This window comes from Nocardia sp. NPDC050697, from assembly GCF_040654395.1.
In the GTDB taxonomy this organism is placed as follows: domain Bacteria; phylum Actinomycetota; class Actinomycetes; order Mycobacteriales; family Mycobacteriaceae; genus Nocardia.
Window position 1 is genome coordinate 118,806 of record NZ_JBFAHY010000002.1, and the last position, 17,297, is coordinate 136,102.

Here is a 17,297-nt window from a genome sequence, read left to right on the forward strand (position 1 = left end):
GACCGGTACCGCCGTCCCTATGATGCGGGGATCAACATCCGGCCGACGAGTGACCCAGGGGACCGATGACGGGCTTTCTGCTCCGACGCGCGCTGAACTACGTGGTGCTGCTGATCCTCGCGTCGTTCCTCACCTTCAGCCTCGCCTCGCTGACCTTCCGCCCGCTGGACAGCCTGGAGCAGCGCAACCCGCGGCCGCCGCAGTCGGTGATCGATGCCAAGGCCGAGGAACTCCATCTGAACGACCCGATTCCGGAGCGCTACCTGATTTGGGTGGCCGGCGTTGCGCACGGCGATTTCGGCACCACCCTGACCGGCCAGCCGGTGAGCGAGGAGCTGGGCCGCCGGGTGCTGGTGAGCCTGCGGCTGCTGATCACCGGCTCGATCATCGGCACCGTGCTCGGCGTGCTGATCGGCGCGGCGGGGGCGATCCGGCAGTACAAGTTCAGCGACTACTTCACCACCATCGTCTCGCTGCTCATCCTCAGCACGCCGATCTTCCTGCTCGCGACGCTACTCAAGTACGGTGCGCTGCAGATCAATACCGCCACCGGCACGCAGATCTTCCTCTATACCGGCGAGACCTCGGCCAACACCATCGTCGGGTTCGGCCCGCAGCTGCTCGACCGGGTGCAGCACCTGGTGCTGCCGACACTCGCGCTCGCGCTCGGCGGCATGGCCGGATACAGCCGCTACCAGCGCAATGCCATGCTCGACGTGCTGCAGAGCGATTTCATCCGGACCGCGCGGGCCAAGGGGCTCACCCGGAGCCACGCGCTCTACAAGCACGGGCTGCGCACCGCGCTGATCCCGATGGCGACGCTCTTCGCCTACAGCTTCGGCGGGCTCATCACCGGCGCCGCCTTCACCGAGAAGATCTTCGGCTGGCACGGCATGGGCGAGTGGCTGATCGACTCCATCAATGCCCAGGATCTGTACGTGGTGGTGACGGTGACCGCCTTCGCCGGGCTGGTGGTGCTGATCTCCGGGCTGCTCTCGGACGTCGTGTACGCCGTCCTCGATCCACGGGTGCGTGTGGGATGACCGAAGCCGAGCTCATCGTCCAGGGCGCGCCGGAGCCCACGGCGGCGGCCGGGCGCAAGAAGCTGGTGCTGCGCCGCTTCCTGCGGAACAAGCCCGCGGTGGTCGGCGCGGTGGTGCTGATCCTCATGGTGCTCGCGAGTTTCGCGCTGCCGCCGCTGCTGAAGTGGGACTACCAGCAGCTCGATTACACCGCGCTGCTGCAGCCGCCGAGCCCGAGCCACCCCTTCGGCACCAACCAGATCGGCCAGGACGTGCTCGCGCAGACCCTGCGCGGGTTGCAGAAATCGCTGACCATCGGCTTCTTCGTCGCGGTCTTCAGCACCGCCATCGCCGCCATCGCGGGGGCCATGGCCGGGCTGCTCGGCGGCTGGACCGACCGGGCCATCATGTGGTTCGTCGACCTGCTGCTGGTGGTGCCGAGCTTCATCATCATCGCGATCTTCGCGCCGCGGACCAAGGGCAGCAGCTCGATCGCGCTGCTCATCGTGTTGCTCGCGGTCTTCAGCTGGATGATCAGCGCGCGCATCGTGCGCGGGCTCACGCTGAGCCTGCGGGACCGTGAATTCGTCAGGGCGGCACGGTACATGGGCGCCTCGACCCGGACCGTGATCGTCAGCCACATCGTGCCGAACATCGCCTCGATCCTGATCATCGACACCACGCTCAGCGTCGGCGCGGCGATCATGGCCGAGACCGGGCTGAGCTTCCTCGGCTTCGGCGTGCAGAAGCCGGATGTCTCGCTCGGCTCGCTGATCGCCGAGGGCACCCGCTCCGCGCTCACCTACCCGTGGCTCTTCCTCTTCGCCGGTGGGCTGCTGATCCTCGTCGTGCTCTGCGCCAACCTGGTCGGCGACGGCCTGCGCGACGCCTTCGATCCCTCGGCCGCGCGAGCTCGAAGCAAGAAGTCGGAGAAGAAGAAATGAGTGAGCAGCCGCTGCTCGAGGTGCGGGATCTGCAAGTCTCGTTCCCCGGCGAAGAGGGGCGCATCGACGCGGTGCGCGGGGTGGATTACACCGTCTCCGACGGCGAGGTCCTCGCCATCGTCGGCGAATCCGGCTCCGGCAAGTCGGTCTCCTCGCTGGCCGTCATGGGGCTGCTGCCGGACCAGGCGCGGGTGCGCGGATCGATCCGGCTGCGCGGCCGGGAGCTGCTCGGCCTCGGCGACCGCGAGCTCTCCAAGCTGCGCGGCAGCACCGTGAGCATGGTCTTCCAGGACCCGCTCTCCGCGCTCACCCCGGTGTACCGGGTGGGCGAGCAGATCGCGGAGGCGCTGCTCGCGCACGGGAAGATGGGCAAGGCAGCGGCGGCGAAGCGCGCGGTGGAGCTGCTCGACCTGGTCGGCATCCCGGAGCCGGAGCTGCGCGCCAAGGCGTTCCCGCACGAGTTCTCCGGCGGCATGCGGCAGCGCGTGGTGATCGCCATGGCCATCGCCAACGACCCGGCGCTGATCATCTGCGACGAGCCGACCACCGCGCTCGACGTCACGGTGCAGCAGCAGATCCTCGGGCTGCTGCGCAAAGCGCGCGACATCACCGGTGCGGGCGTGGTGATGATCACCCACGACATGGGCATCGCCGCCACCCTGGCCGACCGGGTCGCGGTCATGTACGCGGGCCGGATCGTGGAGACGGCGAGCGCGGGCGCGCTCTTCGGCGTGCCCCGGATGCCGTACACGGTGGGGCTGCTCGGCTCAATCCCGCGGATGGACGGCCCCGCGCGCAGGCCGCTCATCCCCATCGTCGGCGCACCCCCCGCCATGCACGCGCTGCCGCCGGGGTGCTCGTTCGCCCCGCGGTGCCCGGTCGCGGTCGACGACTGCCTGGCCGCGGAGCCGCCGCTGGCCGAGGTGGCGCCCGCGCACCGCGCGGCCTGCATCCGCACCGGCGAGATCGGCTCCACCGAGCTCTTCGGCGCCTACCGGGCCGAGATCGCGGCACCGCCGGAGCCGGTCGCCGTCGCGAAACCGGAGGTGGTGCTGCGGGTCTCCGGGCTGGTCAAGACCTTCCCGCTGACCTCGGGGCTGGTCTTCAAGCGGAAGAAGGGCGAGGTCCGCGCGGTCGACGGCATCGACCTCGAGGTGCGCGAGGGCCGCACGCTGGCGCTGGTCGGCGAGTCCGGGTCGGGCAAGTCGACCACGCTGAGCCAGATCCTGGACCTGGCCCGGCCGCAGCAGGGCCGGATCGAGATCCTCGGCACCGATGTCGCGGCGCTCACCGGCGAGCGCAGGCGGGAGCTGCGCCGGGCCATGCAGATCGTCTTCCAGGACCCGACCGCCTCGCTGGACCCGCGGCTCCCGGTCTTCGACGCCATCGCCGAGCCGCTGCGCATCGACCGGCGGCCGCGCGCCGAGATCGCCCGCCGGGTGCCGGAGCTGCTCGCCCAGGTCGGGCTGCGGCCGGAGCACGCGGAGCGCTACCCGGCCGATTTCTCCGGCGGTCAGAAGCAGCGGATCAGCATCGCCAGGGCGCTCGCGCTCGCGCCCAAGATCCTCGTGCTGGACGAGCCGGTCTCCTCGCTGGACGTCTCGATCCAGGCCGGGGTGCTGAACCTGCTGCGCGCGCTGCAGGCCGAGCACAAGCTCTCCTACCTCTTCGTCTCGCACGATCTCTCGGTCGTCCGCAATCTGGCGCACGACATCGCGGTCATGTACCGCGGCAAGATCGTCGAATCCGGGCCGGCGGAGCAGATCTTCGCCGACCCGCAACACGAGTACACCCGCACGCTGATCGACGCGGTGCCGATTCCGGTCGTCAGCGGATAGGAGAACGACGGTGGGCAGGCGCGTCTCACGCTGGGTCATTCCGCTGCTGGCGGCGGGGCTGGTGCTCGGCGGGTGCGCGAGCCCCGACGACCCGGCCGCCGAGGGCGATGCGACGCTCGGCAGCACCAGCGACATCAACCCGCGCGATCCGGCCGAGCTGCGCGACGGCGGCAACCTGCGGCTCGCGATCACGGCGCTGCCGCAGAACTGGAACCCGCTGCACACCGATGCCGACGGCACCGTGAGCAGCATCGTGCGACCGACGCTGCCGCGCGCCTTCGTCACCGACGCGGCGGGCGCGCTCAGCGTGAACACCGACTACTTCACCAGCGTCGAGCTCACCGGCGAGCAGCCGCAGCGGGTGACCTACACGATCGCCCCCGACGCGGTCTGGTCCGACGGCACCCCGATCAGCTGGCGCGACCTCGCCGCCCAGGCCGGCGCGCTGAGCGGCCGCGACCCGCGCTACCTGATCAAGATGACCAACGGCTTCGACCGGGTGGCGAAGGTCGAGCGCGGCGTCGACGACAAGCAGGCGATCCTCACCTTCGACGAGCACTACGCGGACTGGCGCGGCCAGTTCGCCGGCAACACCTTCCTCATGCCGGAGTCGGTGACGGCGACGCCGGAGGCGTTCAACGAGAGCCTGGTGAACGGCGGCACGCTCACCGCGGGGCCGTTCCTGGTGCAGTCGGTGGACCGGGCCCAGGGCCGGATCGTGCTTGCGCACAACCCGCGCTGGTGGGGGAACCGGCCCAAGCTGGACACCATCACCTTCTCGGTGCTCGCCGACGAAGCCTTCCTGCCCGCGCTGCAGAACAACGAGATCGACGCGGTCGGCATCGGCTCCATCGACGACATGCGCACCGCGCGCGCGACGCCGGGGGTGGCGATCCGGCGCGCGCCTGGCAACAGCTGGACGCACCTGACCTTCAACGGCGCCCCCGGCTCGATCTTCGCCGACCCTGCGCTGCGGGTGGCGATCTCGAAGGCCATCGACCGGGCCGGCATCGCGAACGCCACGCAGAACGGGCTGGTGCAGAACCCGCGGCCGCTCGGCAACCACGTCTACGTGGAGGGCCAGGTGGGGTACGCGGACAACAGCCTGCCCTTCGATCCGGCCGCGGCCGCCGCCGAGCTGGACGCGCTCGGCTGGAAGCTGGAGGGCGACGTCCGGGTCAAGGACGGGCGCAGGCTGGAGTTCCGCGACGTCATGTTCAACGCCCAGTCCTGGGTGCAGGTCGCGCAGATCATCCAGCAGAACCTGGCCGTGGTCGGGGCGAAGATGAGCATCGAGACCAAACCCGGCACGGGCTACTTCACGAACGTGATCAAGCCGGGCGATTTCGATGTGGCGCACTGGTCCTGGGTCGGCGACGCCTTCCCGCTGAGCAGCCTGCCGCAGGTGTACGCCTACAGCCCGGACGACGTGCAGGGCAACTACGGCCGGATCGGCACCCCGGAGATCAATGCCCTGATCGACCGCACGCTGGCCGAGCTGGACCCGGCGAAGGCGATCGAACTCGCCAACGAGGTCGACCGGAGACTCTTCGAGATCGGCTTCTCGGTTCCGCTGGTGCAGTCCACGGGTAACGTCGCCGTGCGGGCCGAGCTGGCGAACTACGGCGCGCCGGGGCTCGCCTCCTACGACTACACCACGATCGGGTTCCTGAAGTGACCTCGCCGCACCGGACCGGAAGGAGTGCCATGCGTGCCAGAACCACGGTGGCCCGTCTCGCGATACCCCTGATCGCGCTGAGCCTGATCGCGACCGGCTGTGCCGCGGACGACTCCGGCGCGCCGGACGGCGCGGTGGCCGCGATCGGCAGCACCAGCGACATCAACCCGCGCGACCCCGCCGATATCAAGGAGGGCGGCAACCTGCGGCTCTCGCTCTCCGCGCTGCCCGCCAACTGGAACGCGCTCTCCAACGACGGCAACGACGCCGAGCTCGGCAGCTTGCTGCGGCCCGTGATGCCGCGCTCGTTCCGCACCGACGCGGCGGGTGCGCTCTCGGTGAATACCGACTACTTCACCAGCGTCGAGCTCACGGGTACCGAGCCGCAGCAGGTCACCTACACGATCAACCCGGCCGCGGTGTGGTCCGACGGCACCCCGATCACCTGGGAGGACATCGCTGCCCAGGCCAATGCCCTGAGCGGTCGCGATCCGGCCTACCTGATCGCCAACACCAGCGGCTTCGACCGGGTGGCGAAGGTCGAGCGCGGCGTCGACGACAAGCAGGCGATCCTCACCTTCGACCGGCACTTCGCCGATTGGCGTGGCCAGTTCGCCGGCAACTCGTTCCTCTTCCCCAAGGCGGTGATGGGGAATCCGGAGGCGTTCAACAAGAGCCTGGTGGACGGCATCGGCCAGACCGCGGGGCCGTTCCTGGTGCAGTCGGTGGACCGGGCGCAGAACCGGATCGTGCTCGGCCACAACCCGCGCTGGTGGGGCACCAAGCCCAAGCTCGACACCATCACCTACAGCGTGCTGGACAGCGCCGCGCAGATTCCGGCGCTGCAGAACAACGAGATCGACGCCGTCGGCATCGGCTCCCGCGACGACCTGCGCACCGCGCAGTCCACCCCCGGCATCGCGATCCGCCGCGCACCGGGCAACGGCTGGAGCCACCTGACCTTCAACGGCGCGCCCGGCTCGATCCTGGCCGACCCGGCGCTGCGGGTGGCGATCTTCAAGGCGATCGACCGGCAGGGCATCGCCACCGCCATCCACAACGGGCTGGTGCAGGAGCCCAAGCCGCTGAACAACCACATCTACCTGCAGGGTCAGCAGGGGTACCAGGACAACAGCCTGCCCTTCGACCCGGCCGCGGCCGCCGCCGAGCTGGACGCGCTCGGCTGGAAGCTGGAGGGCGACGTCCGGGTCAAGGACGGCCGCAGGCTGGAGATCCGCGACATCATGTACGACGCGGACACCTGGGTGCAGATCGCGCAGATCATCCAGCAGAACCTGAGCGCGGTCGGGGTCAAGCTGAACATCGAGACCAAGCCGGGCCGCGGCTACTTCACCGACGTGATCCAGCCCGGCAACTTCGATGTCGCGCAGTGGACCTGGGTCGGCGACCCGTTCCCGCTGGGCAGCCTGGACCAGATCTACGGCTACAACCCGGACAACCTGCAGGGCAACTACGGCCGGATCGGCTCGCCCGAGCTGAACGCGCTGATCGAGGCGACCATCTCCGAGCTCGACCCGGCGAAGGCCGTGGAGATGGCGAACCAGATCGACCGCGCGGTCTTCGAGGAGGGGCACTCGCTGCCGCTGCTGCAGTCGCCGGGCAATGTCGCCGTCCGCGCCGACCTCGCCAACTTCGGCGCGGCCGGGCTGGCCTCGCTGGACTACACCATCATCGGTTTCGTGAAGTGAGCGCGGGCCGTCGAGTGGCGGCCTACCCGGTGTCCGTGACGATCGGCGCCCTCGCGGTCTGTGCCGCGTGGGCGCCGTTCGCCGATCCGGATCAGCTCGGCGGGGTAGCGGCGGTGGCGCTCGGGGTGCTCGGGTACAGCGGGGTCCAGCTGGCGTTCGCGCTGGGGTGGATCGGGGGCGGGGTGCCCGCCGGGCGGGTGCGGCGGGTGCGGCAGCAGCATCGGCTGGTCAGCCGGTCCTGGATCGAGATCGCGCCGGCGGCGGGAGGCAGGCCGGTCTGGGTGCCGGTGCACTTCGATCCGGCGCTGCTCACGCTGGTGGAGCAGGACGTTCCGGCCGGGGCGGCGCCGCGGGTGCGGAGCGGACGGCTCTTCCCGTCGGGGCCGGTGCGGCAGGCCGAGCCGCCGGGGCAGCTGGTCGACAATCCGTCCCGGCCGGATCCCGATGCCGCGGCGCGCGGGCGGGTTGGGCGGCGGCTGGTGCTGGATGCGCAGTCGGCGGTGGCGGCGCCGTTCGCCGCGCTGTTCTGGGTCTATATCGCCGGTGGCGGGCTCGCGGTCTTCACGGCGGCGTGCTCGGTGGCGGCGGTGGCGGCGCTGTGGCTCGCGGCGATCCGGGGGTCCGACCCGAGCTGACTGGTCTGACCACTTGACCTCTGACCAATTCCGGCGCAGACTTCCGGCATGCCCTTGCAACCGGTGGTCAAGCGTTCGGTCTCGGCCGACGTCTTCGAACAGATCGCGGCCGATGTCCTGAGCGGCGAGTTACCGCCCGGCTCGACGCTGCCCAGTGAGCGGCAGCTGGCCGAGGCGCTCGGCGTCTCCCGGCCCGCCGTGCGGGAGGCGCTGCAGCGGCTGGCCGGGGCCGGGCTGGTCGCGGTGCGGCAGGGCGACGCGACCACCGTGCTGGACTACCGGCACGGCTCCGGGCTGGAGATCCTGCCCCGGCTGCTGATCCGCGAGGGCGTGCTGGAGCCCGCGGTGGCGCGCAGCATCCTGGAGGTCCGGCTGCACAACGGCCCGAAGATCGCCGAGCTGGCCGCGGCCCGCCTCGGCGGGCGGCAGTCCGCGACCGGCACGGCCGATTCCGGCGCGGCACCTCGCAGCGCCATCGCGGACGGGATCGTCGCCGCCGCGGAGGACGTCGCCGCGGCCGGCGATCTCATCGCCGCGCAGCGGGCGGCCCTCACCTTCTGGGACCACCTGGTCGACGCCGCCGACTCCATCGTCTTCCGGCTCATGTTCACCATGCTGCGCGCCGCCTACGAACCCGCGCTGGCGGCGCTGGCCCCGGTCATGGCCGCCGAGGTGGGCAATGCCGAGGCGTACCGGGCGCTGGCCGCCGCCGTCGCGGCGGGCCGCCCGGACGAGGCCGCCGCGCGCGCCCGCGCCCTGCTGGAGCCCGCCACCACCGCCCTGATCGAGATCCTCACCCCCGAGGAGGAGCCGTGAGCACCGAGAATCCGGCCGCCGCCCGGACCCGCAAGCCCGTGCGCCGCAATCTCACCCTGCGCGCCGCGTTCGCGGAGTTCCTGCGCCACCCCTCGCCCTGGATGATCGGCGCGACCCTGGCGGCGGCGCTCGCCGCCCGGCTCGCGCTCGGCGACTGGCAGCCCACCGACGCCCTGGTCCCGCTGCTCGCGCTGGCGGCGTTCCCGGTCGTCGAGTGGGTCATTCACGTGACCGTGCTGCACTGGCGCCCGCGCCGGGTCGGGCCGGTGCCGATCGACTCCGAGCTGGCCCGCAAGCACCGCGAACACCACGCCGACCCGCGCGCTATCCCGCTGATCTTCATCCCGCCCCGCTCCCTGCTGGTCACCATCGCGGTGCTGACCGCGATCGCGCTGCTCGCCTTCCCCCGGGTGGAGCTGGGACTCACCTTCCTGCTGAGCATCACCGTGCTCGGTATCGCCTACGAGTGGACGCACTACCTGATCCACACCGACTACAAGCCCAGGCACGCGCCCTACCGCGCCGTCTGGCGCAACCACCGGCACCACCACTATCGCAACGAGCACTACTGGTTCACGGTGACCAGCTCCGGCACCGCCGACCGGCTCTTCGGCACCTACCCGGACCCGGAGACCGTGGCCGCCTCGCCGACCGCGCGGCGGCTGCCCGGTCTCGACAAATTACCCTAGGGGGGTATGGTAGAGGGCGAACCCACCGACGAAGGAGCGCCCGATGAGCACGGCCACGCAGCAGCCCGCCGGGCAGGTCGAGCTGGTGATCGGCGGCATGACCTGCGCGTCCTGCGCCAACCGGATCGAGAAGAAGCTGAACCGGCTGGACGGCGTGCGCGCGACGGTCAACTACGCCACCGAGAAGGCCAGCGTCGAGGTCACCGGTGCGGTGCACACCGATCAGCTGATCGACGTGGTCGAGCAGGCCGGGTACACCGCCGCGCTGCCCGCACCGCCCGCGGCCGAGGCGGCCGCCGCGCCGGAGTCCGACCCGGCGGCCGAGGCCAGGAACCGGCTGGTGATCTCGGCGCTGCTCACCGTCCCGGTGATCGCCATGGCCATGATCCCGGCGCTGCAGTTCACCAATTGGCAGTGGCTCTCGCTCACGCTGGCCGCGCCGGTGGTGGTGTGGGGCGCGCTGCCCTTCCATCGCGCGGCGCTGACCAACCTGCGGCACGCCACCGCCACCATGGACACCCTGGTCTCGATGGGGGTGCTCGCCGCCTTCGGCTGGTCGCTGTACGCGCTGTTCCTCGGCACCGCGGGCATGCCGGGGATGACGCACCCGTTCGAGTTCACCATCGCCAGGATGGACGGCACCGGCGCGATCTACCTGGAGGCCGCGGCCGGCGTCACCACCTTCATCCTGGCCGGGCGGTACTTCGAGGCGCGCTCCAAGCGGCAGGCGGGGGCCGCGCTGCGGGCGCTGCTGGAGCTCGGCGCCAAGGACGTCGCGGTGCGCCGGGACGGGGTCGAGCGGCGGATTCCGGTGCGCGAACTGCTGGTCGGCGATGAATTCGTGGTGCGGCCGGGCGAGAAGATCGCGGCCGACGGCATCGTGGTCGACGGCTCATCGGCGGTGGACGCCGCCCTGCTCACCGGCGAATCGGTGCCGATCGAGGTCGGTCCGGGCGCTGCGGTGACCGGCGGCACCGTCGATGTCGGCGGGCGGCTGGTTGTCCGGGCCACCCGGGTGGGCGCCGACACCCAGCTGGCCAGGATGGCGAAGCTGGTCGAGGAGGCGCAGGCGGGCAAGGCAAGGGCGCAGCGGCTGGCGGACCGGATCTCCGGCGTCTTCGTCCCGGTGGTGATCGCGCTGGCCGTCGCCACGCTCGGCTTCTGGCTCGGCACCGGAGGTGCGGTGGCCGCCGCCTTCACCGCCGCGGTGGCGGTGCTCATCATCGCCTGCCCGTGCGCGCTCGGGCTGGCGACGCCGACGGCGCTGCTGGTCGGCACCGGGCGCGGCGCCCAGCTCGGCATCCTGATCAAGGGGCCGGAGGTGCTGGAGCAGACCCGCCGGGTGGACACCGTCGTGCTGGACAAGACCGGCACCGTCACCACCGGCGCCATGACGCTGCTCGAGGTGGTCCCGGCCGACGGCGAGGACGCCGATCGCGTGCTCGCGCTGGCCGGCGCGCTGGAGCACGGCTCCGAGCACCCCATCGCCCGCGCGATCGCCACCGCCGCCGAGGAGCGCACCGGCGCGCTCGCCGCGGTCACCGGCTTCGCCAATCGCGAGGGGCTCGGGGTGCGCGGCACCGTGGACGGCGCCGAGGTGCTGGTCGGGCGGGAACGGCTGCTCGCCGAGCAGGGGCTCGAACTCGGCGCCGAGCTGCGCGCGGCGGTCGAGCGGGCCCAGCGCGCCGGCCGCACCGCGGTGCTGGCGGGGTGGGCGGGAGCGGCCCGCGGGGTGCTCGTCGTCGCCGACGCGGTCAAGCCGACCTCGGCCGAGGCGGTCACCCGGTTGCGCGCGCTCGGGCTCACCCCGATCATGCTCACCGGCGACAATGCCGCCGCCGCGCGGGCCGTCGCGGCGCAGGTCGGGATCGACGAGGTGATCGCCGACGTGCTGCCGGAGGAGAAGGCGGGCACCATGCGCGAACTGCAGGAGCGGGGCCGGGTGGTCGCCATGGTCGGCGACGGCGTGAACGACGCCGCCGCACTGGCCACCGCCGACCTCGGGATCGCCATGGGCACCGGCACCGACGTCGCCATCGAGGCGAGCGACCTCACCCTGGTCCGCGGCGACCTGCGGGTGGCCGCGGACGCCATCCGGCTGGCACGGCGCACCCTGCGGACCATCCACGGCAACCTGTTCTGGGCCTTCGCCTACAACGTGGCCGCCATCCCGCTGGCCGTCGCCGGGCTGCTCAACCCCATGCTCGCCGGTGCGGCCATGGCGCTGAGCTCGGTGTTCGTGGTCAGCAACAGCCTGCGGCTGCGCGCCTTCCGCTAACCGCCGCCACTGTTGAGCCACTGCTCCTTCATGTGCAGGTGGTTCTCCCACCACCGGCGCTGCACCTCCGGGTCGGCATCCGCGGCGGGCGGCATGGACTCGCCGGGGAAGAGCCCGCTCGGCAGCGGCGCGATCGGCGAGGCGGGAGCGGGGGCGGGCGCCGGTTCGGGGGCGGGCTCCGGCGCGGGCTCCGGCTCCGGCGCGGGCGGCGGCGGGGCCTGCGTGGTGCGCGGGGGCGCGGGGCGCTGCGGCACCGGCCGCGGCGCGGGCGGCGGTGCCGGAGCCGGCTCGGCGACCTCGGCGGTGATCTCCGCGGGCGGGGGCGGCGGCACCTCGGCGGGCGGCGGCGGAGGCGGCTCGACCGGCGGCGGGGTCTCGGCGGGCGCCGGCGGCTCGGCGGGAGCCGAGGACGGCACGGGCGCCGAGGTCGCGACGGCGGCGGGCGAGGGCTGCTGGTCACCGCGGTCGCTCTCCAGCACCTGCGCGGCCGCGAAGCCGGTGGCGCCGAGCACCAGCACGGCGGCGGCCGCGACGAGCAGCGGCCGGACGCCGCGGCGGCGGGGGGCGGCGGCGACCGGGACGGCCCTGCCGGCCGCCGCGGCGAGCGCCGCGCCCTGCGCCACGGCCTTGCCCGGGTCGGCCGGGTGCACGACCGGCACCTCGAACGCCGTGCGCAGCGCCTCCTCCAGCGCGGCGTCGGCGGCGGCCGAGCCGCAGAGCACCACCGCGTCCGGGGTGGCGTCCACCGCGGTCAGCACCGAGCGGACCCGGGCCAGCGTGCGCTCGATGCCCTCGGCATCGGCGACGACGGTCTGCCAGGAATCACCGACCGGCGCCTGGTCGCGGGCCGGGCCGACCACCGCGCAGGTGGTGTGGAAGTCGGCGGCCTCCAGCACCAGCACGGTGTCGTGGCCTGCCACCTCGGGCAGGTGCGCCACGAAGGCGGCCAGCGCCGACCTGGTCGAGACCAGCGACGCCGTGTGCCACGGGCCGTCGGCCAGCGCGGTCAGGATCTCCCGGCGCTGCGCCGGGGAACGGTAGGCGACGGCGATGTCATCGATCGTCACCTCCGAGCCGGGCGCGGTGCCCACCTCGTCCAGGACGGTGACGATGGTCTCGACGGTCGCGCCGTCGGCGACGTCACGCTCCGCCGTGCGCAGCACGGTGGGGCTCGCGCCGTCGGTCGACGATCGCGAGAGCAGCACCCCGCTCACCACTGTCCGTTCTGCGGACACACCAGCTGTGGCCATTGGGTTCACACCTCGAGCTCTTGCACGACACACACTCCTCGGCGATTCGACACGACTGCGGCTACCGATTGGTCGGTATCCAGAAATTCCTCGGTGAATTCTGTGCAACGTCGCCGCGCGCGGCGCCGGATCGCGTCGTCGTGTGCAGCTGTACGACGCGACCACAGGGGAGATCGTGCCAGGTGACAGGCTGTTACCGCACGGCACACCCGGATTTCGCGCCGGGGGGCTGAGTCTGCGTCCGGCCTACCCCCGCCCGCCCCGCCGCTCCGGCCGCATCGGCCGTCGCCGGGCCGGTTTCCGGACCCCAGCAACCGCCTGGCCGCACGGCTGCACCAGCCCCCGGGCGAAGTGGCCGATTCGGCCAATCCAGGCTGATCGCACATGCGGGAGGGGTAGCCGGAGACCCCCGGCCGAATCATTCGAAGAGCGGATGACGGGATTCGAACCCGCGACCCTCACCTTGGCAAGGTGATGCGCTACCAGCTGCGCTACATCCGCACGCGCCCCGAGGCGCTGGAAAAACTCTATCCGTCCGCCCCGGGATTCCGGAAATCGCGCTGCTCGGGCTCGGTCGCGGCGGCGCGCTTCGCGGCCCGCTCAGCCACCTCGGCGGCGTCCAGCTCGTTCGCCTCGTCCAGGGTTGGCGCGGAGCCGCCGAGCCGGGACGGCACCCAGTACGCGCCCTCCTCGTGCCGGTAGTCGCGCTGTGCCTCCAGCAGCAGCCGCTGCATGGTCGCGCGCAGCTCGGCGGTCAGCTCGGTGGCGGGCTCGTACGGCTGGATCGGCGCCCCGACCACGATGTGGATCGGGGTGTTGGTGCGGCCGAGGCGCTTGGGGTGGCCCTTGGTCCAGACCCGCTGCGCACCCCAGATCGCGACCGGGATGATCGGCACCTGGGCCTCGATCGCCATTCTGGCCGCGCCGGACTTGAAGTCCTTGATCTCGAAGCTGCGGCTGATGGTGGCCTCGGGGTACACCCCGACCAGCTCGCCCCGGCTCAGGTACGCCACCGCGGCCTTGTACGAGTCGGCGCCCGCGCCGCGATCCACCGGGATGTGCTTGAGCGCGCGCATGATCGGGCCGGAGATCTTGTTGTCGAAGACCTCCTTTTTGGCCATGAAGCGGATGTACCGCTTCGGCGTGCGCGCGGGGAGGCCGGCGTAGGTGAAGTCCAGGTAGCCGGTGTGGTTGATGGCGACGACGCCGCCCCCGGCGGCGGGGATGTGCTCGGCGCCGGTGACGGTGAATTTCAGGCCCTGCACGAAGAAGACGGTCCGGGCAAGGCCGATGATCGTGCGGTAGACGGGTTCCACAGTTCCGCTAGCGTAGTCGCCGCATACCCGATCCGGCACCAGGCATCACGAGAGAAGAGGTACGTCGACGTGCACCGCGATCCGCGAGCCCCGCGCACTGCTCCCCCGCAACGGCAGCGGCGGCAGGCGCGAAGGCTGGTGCTCGGCGGGCTCGCGGTGGCGATGATCGCGGGCTGCGACTCCGTCTCCGGCATTCCCGGCGACGAGCCGGAACACCCTGCGGCGCAGGTCACGACGTCCACCGCCACGGCGCCGAGCAGCGCGGCCCCGGCTCCGCCGCCCGCCCCGCAGGCGTCACCGGTGCCCGCGGACGCCCCGCCGGTCGGCGAGGTGCCCGGCGTCCCCGAGGCCGCGCCCGCGCTGCGCCGCTGGGCCGCCGGGCTGACCACGCAGCCGATCGAGGAGCTGCAGAGCTCCTGCTGGACGCTGGCGCCCGCGCACGTCGCGGAGATGTACGCCGACGCCGCGCCGGTGCTCGCCGCGCTGGCCCGGCCCGGCACCGCCACCGCGACCGCGGTCAGCTGGCAGGGCCCCGCGGTGACGGTCCGCGCCGAGCTGCGCGATATCGCGTCCGGCTACGCCTGCCCCCGGGTCTTCGCCACCGGCACCACCCCGGAGTACGACGACGCCGACGCCAGGCACGTGGTGCGCCGCTACCTCGCCCGCTTCGTCGGGCAGCCGCTCGACCCCGCCGACACCGAGGGCGAGCACCCGCTGGTCTGCGCCGCCACCCCGGCCACCTGGGACCCGCGCGGCACCGGCACCCCGCTGCCCGCGCCGCTGGCGGGCAAGCCGGGCGCGCTCACCGGCATCACCGCCTTCGACGACACCGAGCTCACCTCGGCCTGGCTCGGCGCCGGCTACATCACCGTGCGGGCGCCGGTCACCTCGGCCACCGGGGCCGCCCAGACCCGCACCTTCACCCTCACCGACGGGTCCGCGAGCGCGACCGGCGAGGCCGCCGCGCAGGGCTACTGCATCGGCGACGTCACCCCCTGAGCAGGCGCCGTTCCGACGGATTACCCTGGGCATCTGGCAACGGTCAGGAGGAGTATTCCGTGCAGATCACCAGCGTCGGACACGCCGGTTTCCATATCCGCACCACGGCCGGGACGATTCTCTGCGATCCCTGGGTGAACCCGGCCTACTTCGCCTCGTGGGTGCCGTTCCCGGACAACACCGGGCTGGACTGGGACGCGCTCGGCGACGTCGACTTCCTCTACGTCTCGCACCTGCACCGCGACCACTTCGACGCGAAGAACCTGCTCGAGCACGTCAACAAGAACGCGACGGTGCTGCTGCCGGACTACCCCGTGCCCGACCTGCGCCGCGAGCTGGAGAAGCTGGGCTTCCACACCTTCTTCGAGACCGAGGACTCGGTCAAGCACACCGTCACCGGCCCCGGCGGCGAGCTGGAGATCATGATCATCGCGCTGCGCGCGCCCGCCGACGGCCCGATCGGCGACTCCGGCATCGTCGTCTCCGACGGCGAGACCACCTGCTTCAACATGAACGACGCCCGCCCGGTCGACATGGACGTCCTGGACGCCGCCTTCGGCCACATCGACATCCACCTGCTGCAGTACTCCGGCGCCATCTGGTACCCGATGGTCTACGACATCCCGTCCCGCACCAAGGCCAACTTCGCCAGGCAGAAGCGTCAGCGCGGCATGGACCGGGCCCGCTCCTACATCGAGCAGGTCGGCGCCACCTGGGTGGTGCCGTCGGCGGGGCCGCCGGTCTTCCTCGACCCCGAGCTGCGCTACCTCAACGACACCGAGGACCGCTTCTCCCCGGAGAACAGCAATATCTTCCCGGACCAGGAGACCTTCCTCGAGCAGATGCGGATCAACGGCAACGAGGGCGGGATCCTGATGATCCCCGGCTCGGTCGCCGAGGTGCACGGCAAGGAACTCGAGCTCACCCACCCGGTCGATCCGCAGACGATCTACGGCGACAAGGCCGCCTACATCGAGGAGATGGCGCAGCGGCTGGCGCCGGTCATCGCCGCGCAGAAGGCGACCTGGGCGCACGGCGACGGCCCCCTGCTGGAGCCGCTGCGCGCCAAGTTCGAGCCGATCATGGCCCAGAGCGACCTCATCTGCGACGGCATCGGCTACCCGGTCGGGCTGGTCATGGGCGACGAGACGGTGGTGCTCGACTTCCCGAAGCGGGTGGTCCGCGCACCCGCCGAGGGCGACGGCAAGTACCGCTACGGCTTCCGCATCGCGCCCGAGCTGGTGCGCACCGTGCTGCGCGACGACGAGCCGGACTGGGTCAACACCATCTTCCTCTCCACCCGGTTCCAGACCTGGCGGATCGGGGGCTACAACGAGTTCCTCTACACCTTCTTCAAGTGCCTCACCGACGAGCGGATCGCCTACGCCGACGGCTGGTTCTCCGAGGCGCACGACGACACCGCCTCGGTCGAGCTGGACGGCTGGGAGGTACAGCGCCGCTGCCCGCACCTCAAGGCCGACCTCTCCCGCTTCGGGGTCATCGAGGGCAGCACCCTGACCTGCAACCTGCACGGCTGGCAGTGGGACCTGGAGAGCGGGCGCTGCAAGACCTCCAAGGGCCACGAGCTGCGGTCGAAGAAGCTGGAGACGCGCTGACGCCGGTCCGCCGGCCTGCCCCGCAGCGGGCGGGCCGGCGGACCGCCGCGGTCAGGCGCTGACTCGCGCGGTGACCTCCCTGGTCAGCTTGGACGACCACGGGCACCAGAAACAGCCGGGCAGGAAGGCGCCGCAGGCCTCGTCCAGGTGGTCCTCGGTGTACTCGATGGAGGAGTCGCACACCTCGATCGCCATGGTGAAGAAGGTGATGGTGTCGGGGTCGAGGTGGAAGCTCCAGTTCGGGTTGTAGTCCGCCCGCTGCTTCCGGATGCGGCCCATGACGTGGACCGACATCGTCTCCTCCCCGGAGAGGATGCGCCTGGCCTCCTCGATCCGCTGATCGTTGGTCAGCCGGATGATGAACTCCTTGCCGGAGTAGTCCGTGAATGCGAAGTCAGCCATATGTCACCTCGGTTGTTGTCGGGCGATGGAGCCTTGCGCCGCCGATCGTAATGGGACTTGACAGGGTTCACCGCGAATCCGATTGTCTTCGAGCAAATTTCGGGC

General features: G+C 71.7%; 14 protein-coding genes and 1 tRNA gene. 11 read left to right on the forward strand and 4 right to left on the reverse strand.

Annotated elements, in window-relative coordinates; translation table 11 throughout:
* Positions 1 to 65 precede the first annotated feature (65 nt).
* From AB0H71_RS08115 to AB0H71_RS08155, 9 genes are all read left to right on the forward strand, one after another.
* Positions 66 to 1,043, forward strand: coding sequence for an ABC transporter permease (locus tag AB0H71_RS08115; protein WP_357016497.1), 978 nt, complete (start codon positions 66 to 68; stop codon positions 1,041 to 1,043).
* Positions 1,040 to 1,966: an ABC transporter permease gene (locus AB0H71_RS08120; RefSeq protein WP_357016500.1), complete on the forward strand. Its 927-nt coding sequence runs from the start codon at positions 1,040 to 1,042 to the stop codon at positions 1,964 to 1,966. Before AB0H71_RS08115 ends, AB0H71_RS08120 begins: the two co-directional genes overlap by 4 nt.
* Positions 1,963 to 3,804, forward strand: a complete 1,842-nt coding sequence (locus AB0H71_RS08125; RefSeq protein WP_357016503.1) for an ABC transporter ATP-binding protein — start codon at positions 1,963 to 1,965, stop codon at positions 3,802 to 3,804. The genes AB0H71_RS08120 and AB0H71_RS08125 overlap by 4 nt, the downstream gene beginning before the upstream one ends.
* Before the next feature lie 10 nt (positions 3,805 to 3,814).
* A complete protein-coding gene (locus AB0H71_RS08130) occupies positions 3,815 to 5,482 on the forward strand; it encodes an ABC transporter family substrate-binding protein (protein WP_357016506.1) in 1,668 nt (555 codons plus the stop codon).
* A gap of 29 nt (positions 5,483 to 5,511) precedes the next feature.
* The gene (locus AB0H71_RS08135; RefSeq protein WP_357016509.1) at positions 5,512 to 7,191 is read left to right on the forward strand and encodes an ABC transporter family substrate-binding protein; all 1,680 of its coding nucleotides are present in this window, start codon (positions 5,512 to 5,514) and stop codon (positions 7,189 to 7,191) included.
* Positions 7,192 to 7,232: 41 nt separating this feature from the next.
* Positions 7,233 to 7,826 (forward strand): hypothetical protein, encoded by a 594-nt coding sequence (locus AB0H71_RS08140; protein ID WP_357018411.1) that lies wholly within the window; start codon positions 7,233 to 7,235, stop codon positions 7,824 to 7,826.
* A gap of 48 nt (positions 7,827 to 7,874) precedes the next feature.
* Positions 7,875 to 8,642 carry a GntR family transcriptional regulator gene (locus AB0H71_RS08145; protein ID WP_357016512.1) on the forward strand — a complete coding sequence of 256 codons (768 nt, stop codon included), beginning with the start codon at positions 7,875 to 7,877 and terminating at the stop codon, positions 8,640 to 8,642.
* Positions 8,643 to 8,743: 101 nt separating this feature from the next.
* Complete coding sequence (locus tag AB0H71_RS08150; protein WP_357018414.1) at positions 8,744 to 9,331, forward strand: sterol desaturase family protein; 588 nt, start codon at positions 8,744 to 8,746, stop codon at positions 9,329 to 9,331.
* A gap of 43 nt (positions 9,332 to 9,374) precedes the next feature.
* Positions 9,375 to 11,609 (forward strand): heavy metal translocating P-type ATPase, encoded by a 2,235-nt coding sequence (locus AB0H71_RS08155; protein WP_357016514.1) that lies wholly within the window; start codon positions 9,375 to 9,377, stop codon positions 11,607 to 11,609.
* Here AB0H71_RS08155 and AB0H71_RS08160 read toward each other — a convergent pair.
* The 3 genes from AB0H71_RS08160 to AB0H71_RS08170 all read right to left on the reverse strand — a co-directional run bounded on the left by AB0H71_RS08160 (position 11,606) and on the right by AB0H71_RS08170 (position 14,175).
* Complete coding sequence (locus AB0H71_RS08160) at positions 11,606 to 12,814, reverse strand: hypothetical protein (protein ID WP_357016517.1); 1,209 nt, start codon at positions 12,812 to 12,814, stop codon at positions 11,606 to 11,608. The genes AB0H71_RS08155 and AB0H71_RS08160 overlap by 4 nt on opposite strands.
* A gap of 473 nt (positions 12,815 to 13,287) precedes the next feature.
* Positions 13,288 to 13,360 (reverse strand) — tRNA-Gly (locus tag AB0H71_RS08165).
* Positions 13,361 to 13,386: 26 nt separating this feature from the next.
* The gene (locus AB0H71_RS08170) at positions 13,387 to 14,175 is read right to left on the reverse strand and encodes a lysophospholipid acyltransferase family protein (protein ID WP_357016520.1); all 789 of its coding nucleotides are present in this window, start codon (positions 14,173 to 14,175) and stop codon (positions 13,387 to 13,389) included.
* 69 nt (positions 14,176 to 14,244) lie between these two features.
* Between AB0H71_RS08170 and AB0H71_RS08175 the strand changes: the two genes are divergently transcribed.
* Together AB0H71_RS08175 and AB0H71_RS08180 are read left to right on the forward strand one after the other, a co-directional pair.
* Positions 14,245 to 15,174 (forward strand): hypothetical protein, encoded by a 930-nt coding sequence (locus tag AB0H71_RS08175; RefSeq protein WP_357016522.1) that lies wholly within the window; start codon positions 14,245 to 14,247, stop codon positions 15,172 to 15,174.
* Between the two features lie 59 nt (positions 15,175 to 15,233).
* Positions 15,234 to 16,790 (forward strand): Rieske 2Fe-2S domain-containing protein, encoded by a 1,557-nt coding sequence (locus AB0H71_RS08180; RefSeq protein WP_357016525.1) that lies wholly within the window; start codon positions 15,234 to 15,236, stop codon positions 16,788 to 16,790.
* 51 nt (positions 16,791 to 16,841) lie between these two features.
* Here AB0H71_RS08180 and AB0H71_RS08185 read toward each other — a convergent pair whose 3' ends face one another.
* The gene (locus AB0H71_RS08185) at positions 16,842 to 17,192 is read right to left on the reverse strand and encodes a calmodulin (RefSeq protein WP_357016528.1); all 351 of its coding nucleotides are present in this window, start codon (positions 17,190 to 17,192) and stop codon (positions 16,842 to 16,844) included.
* Between the last annotated feature and the right edge of the window lie 105 nt (positions 17,193 to 17,297).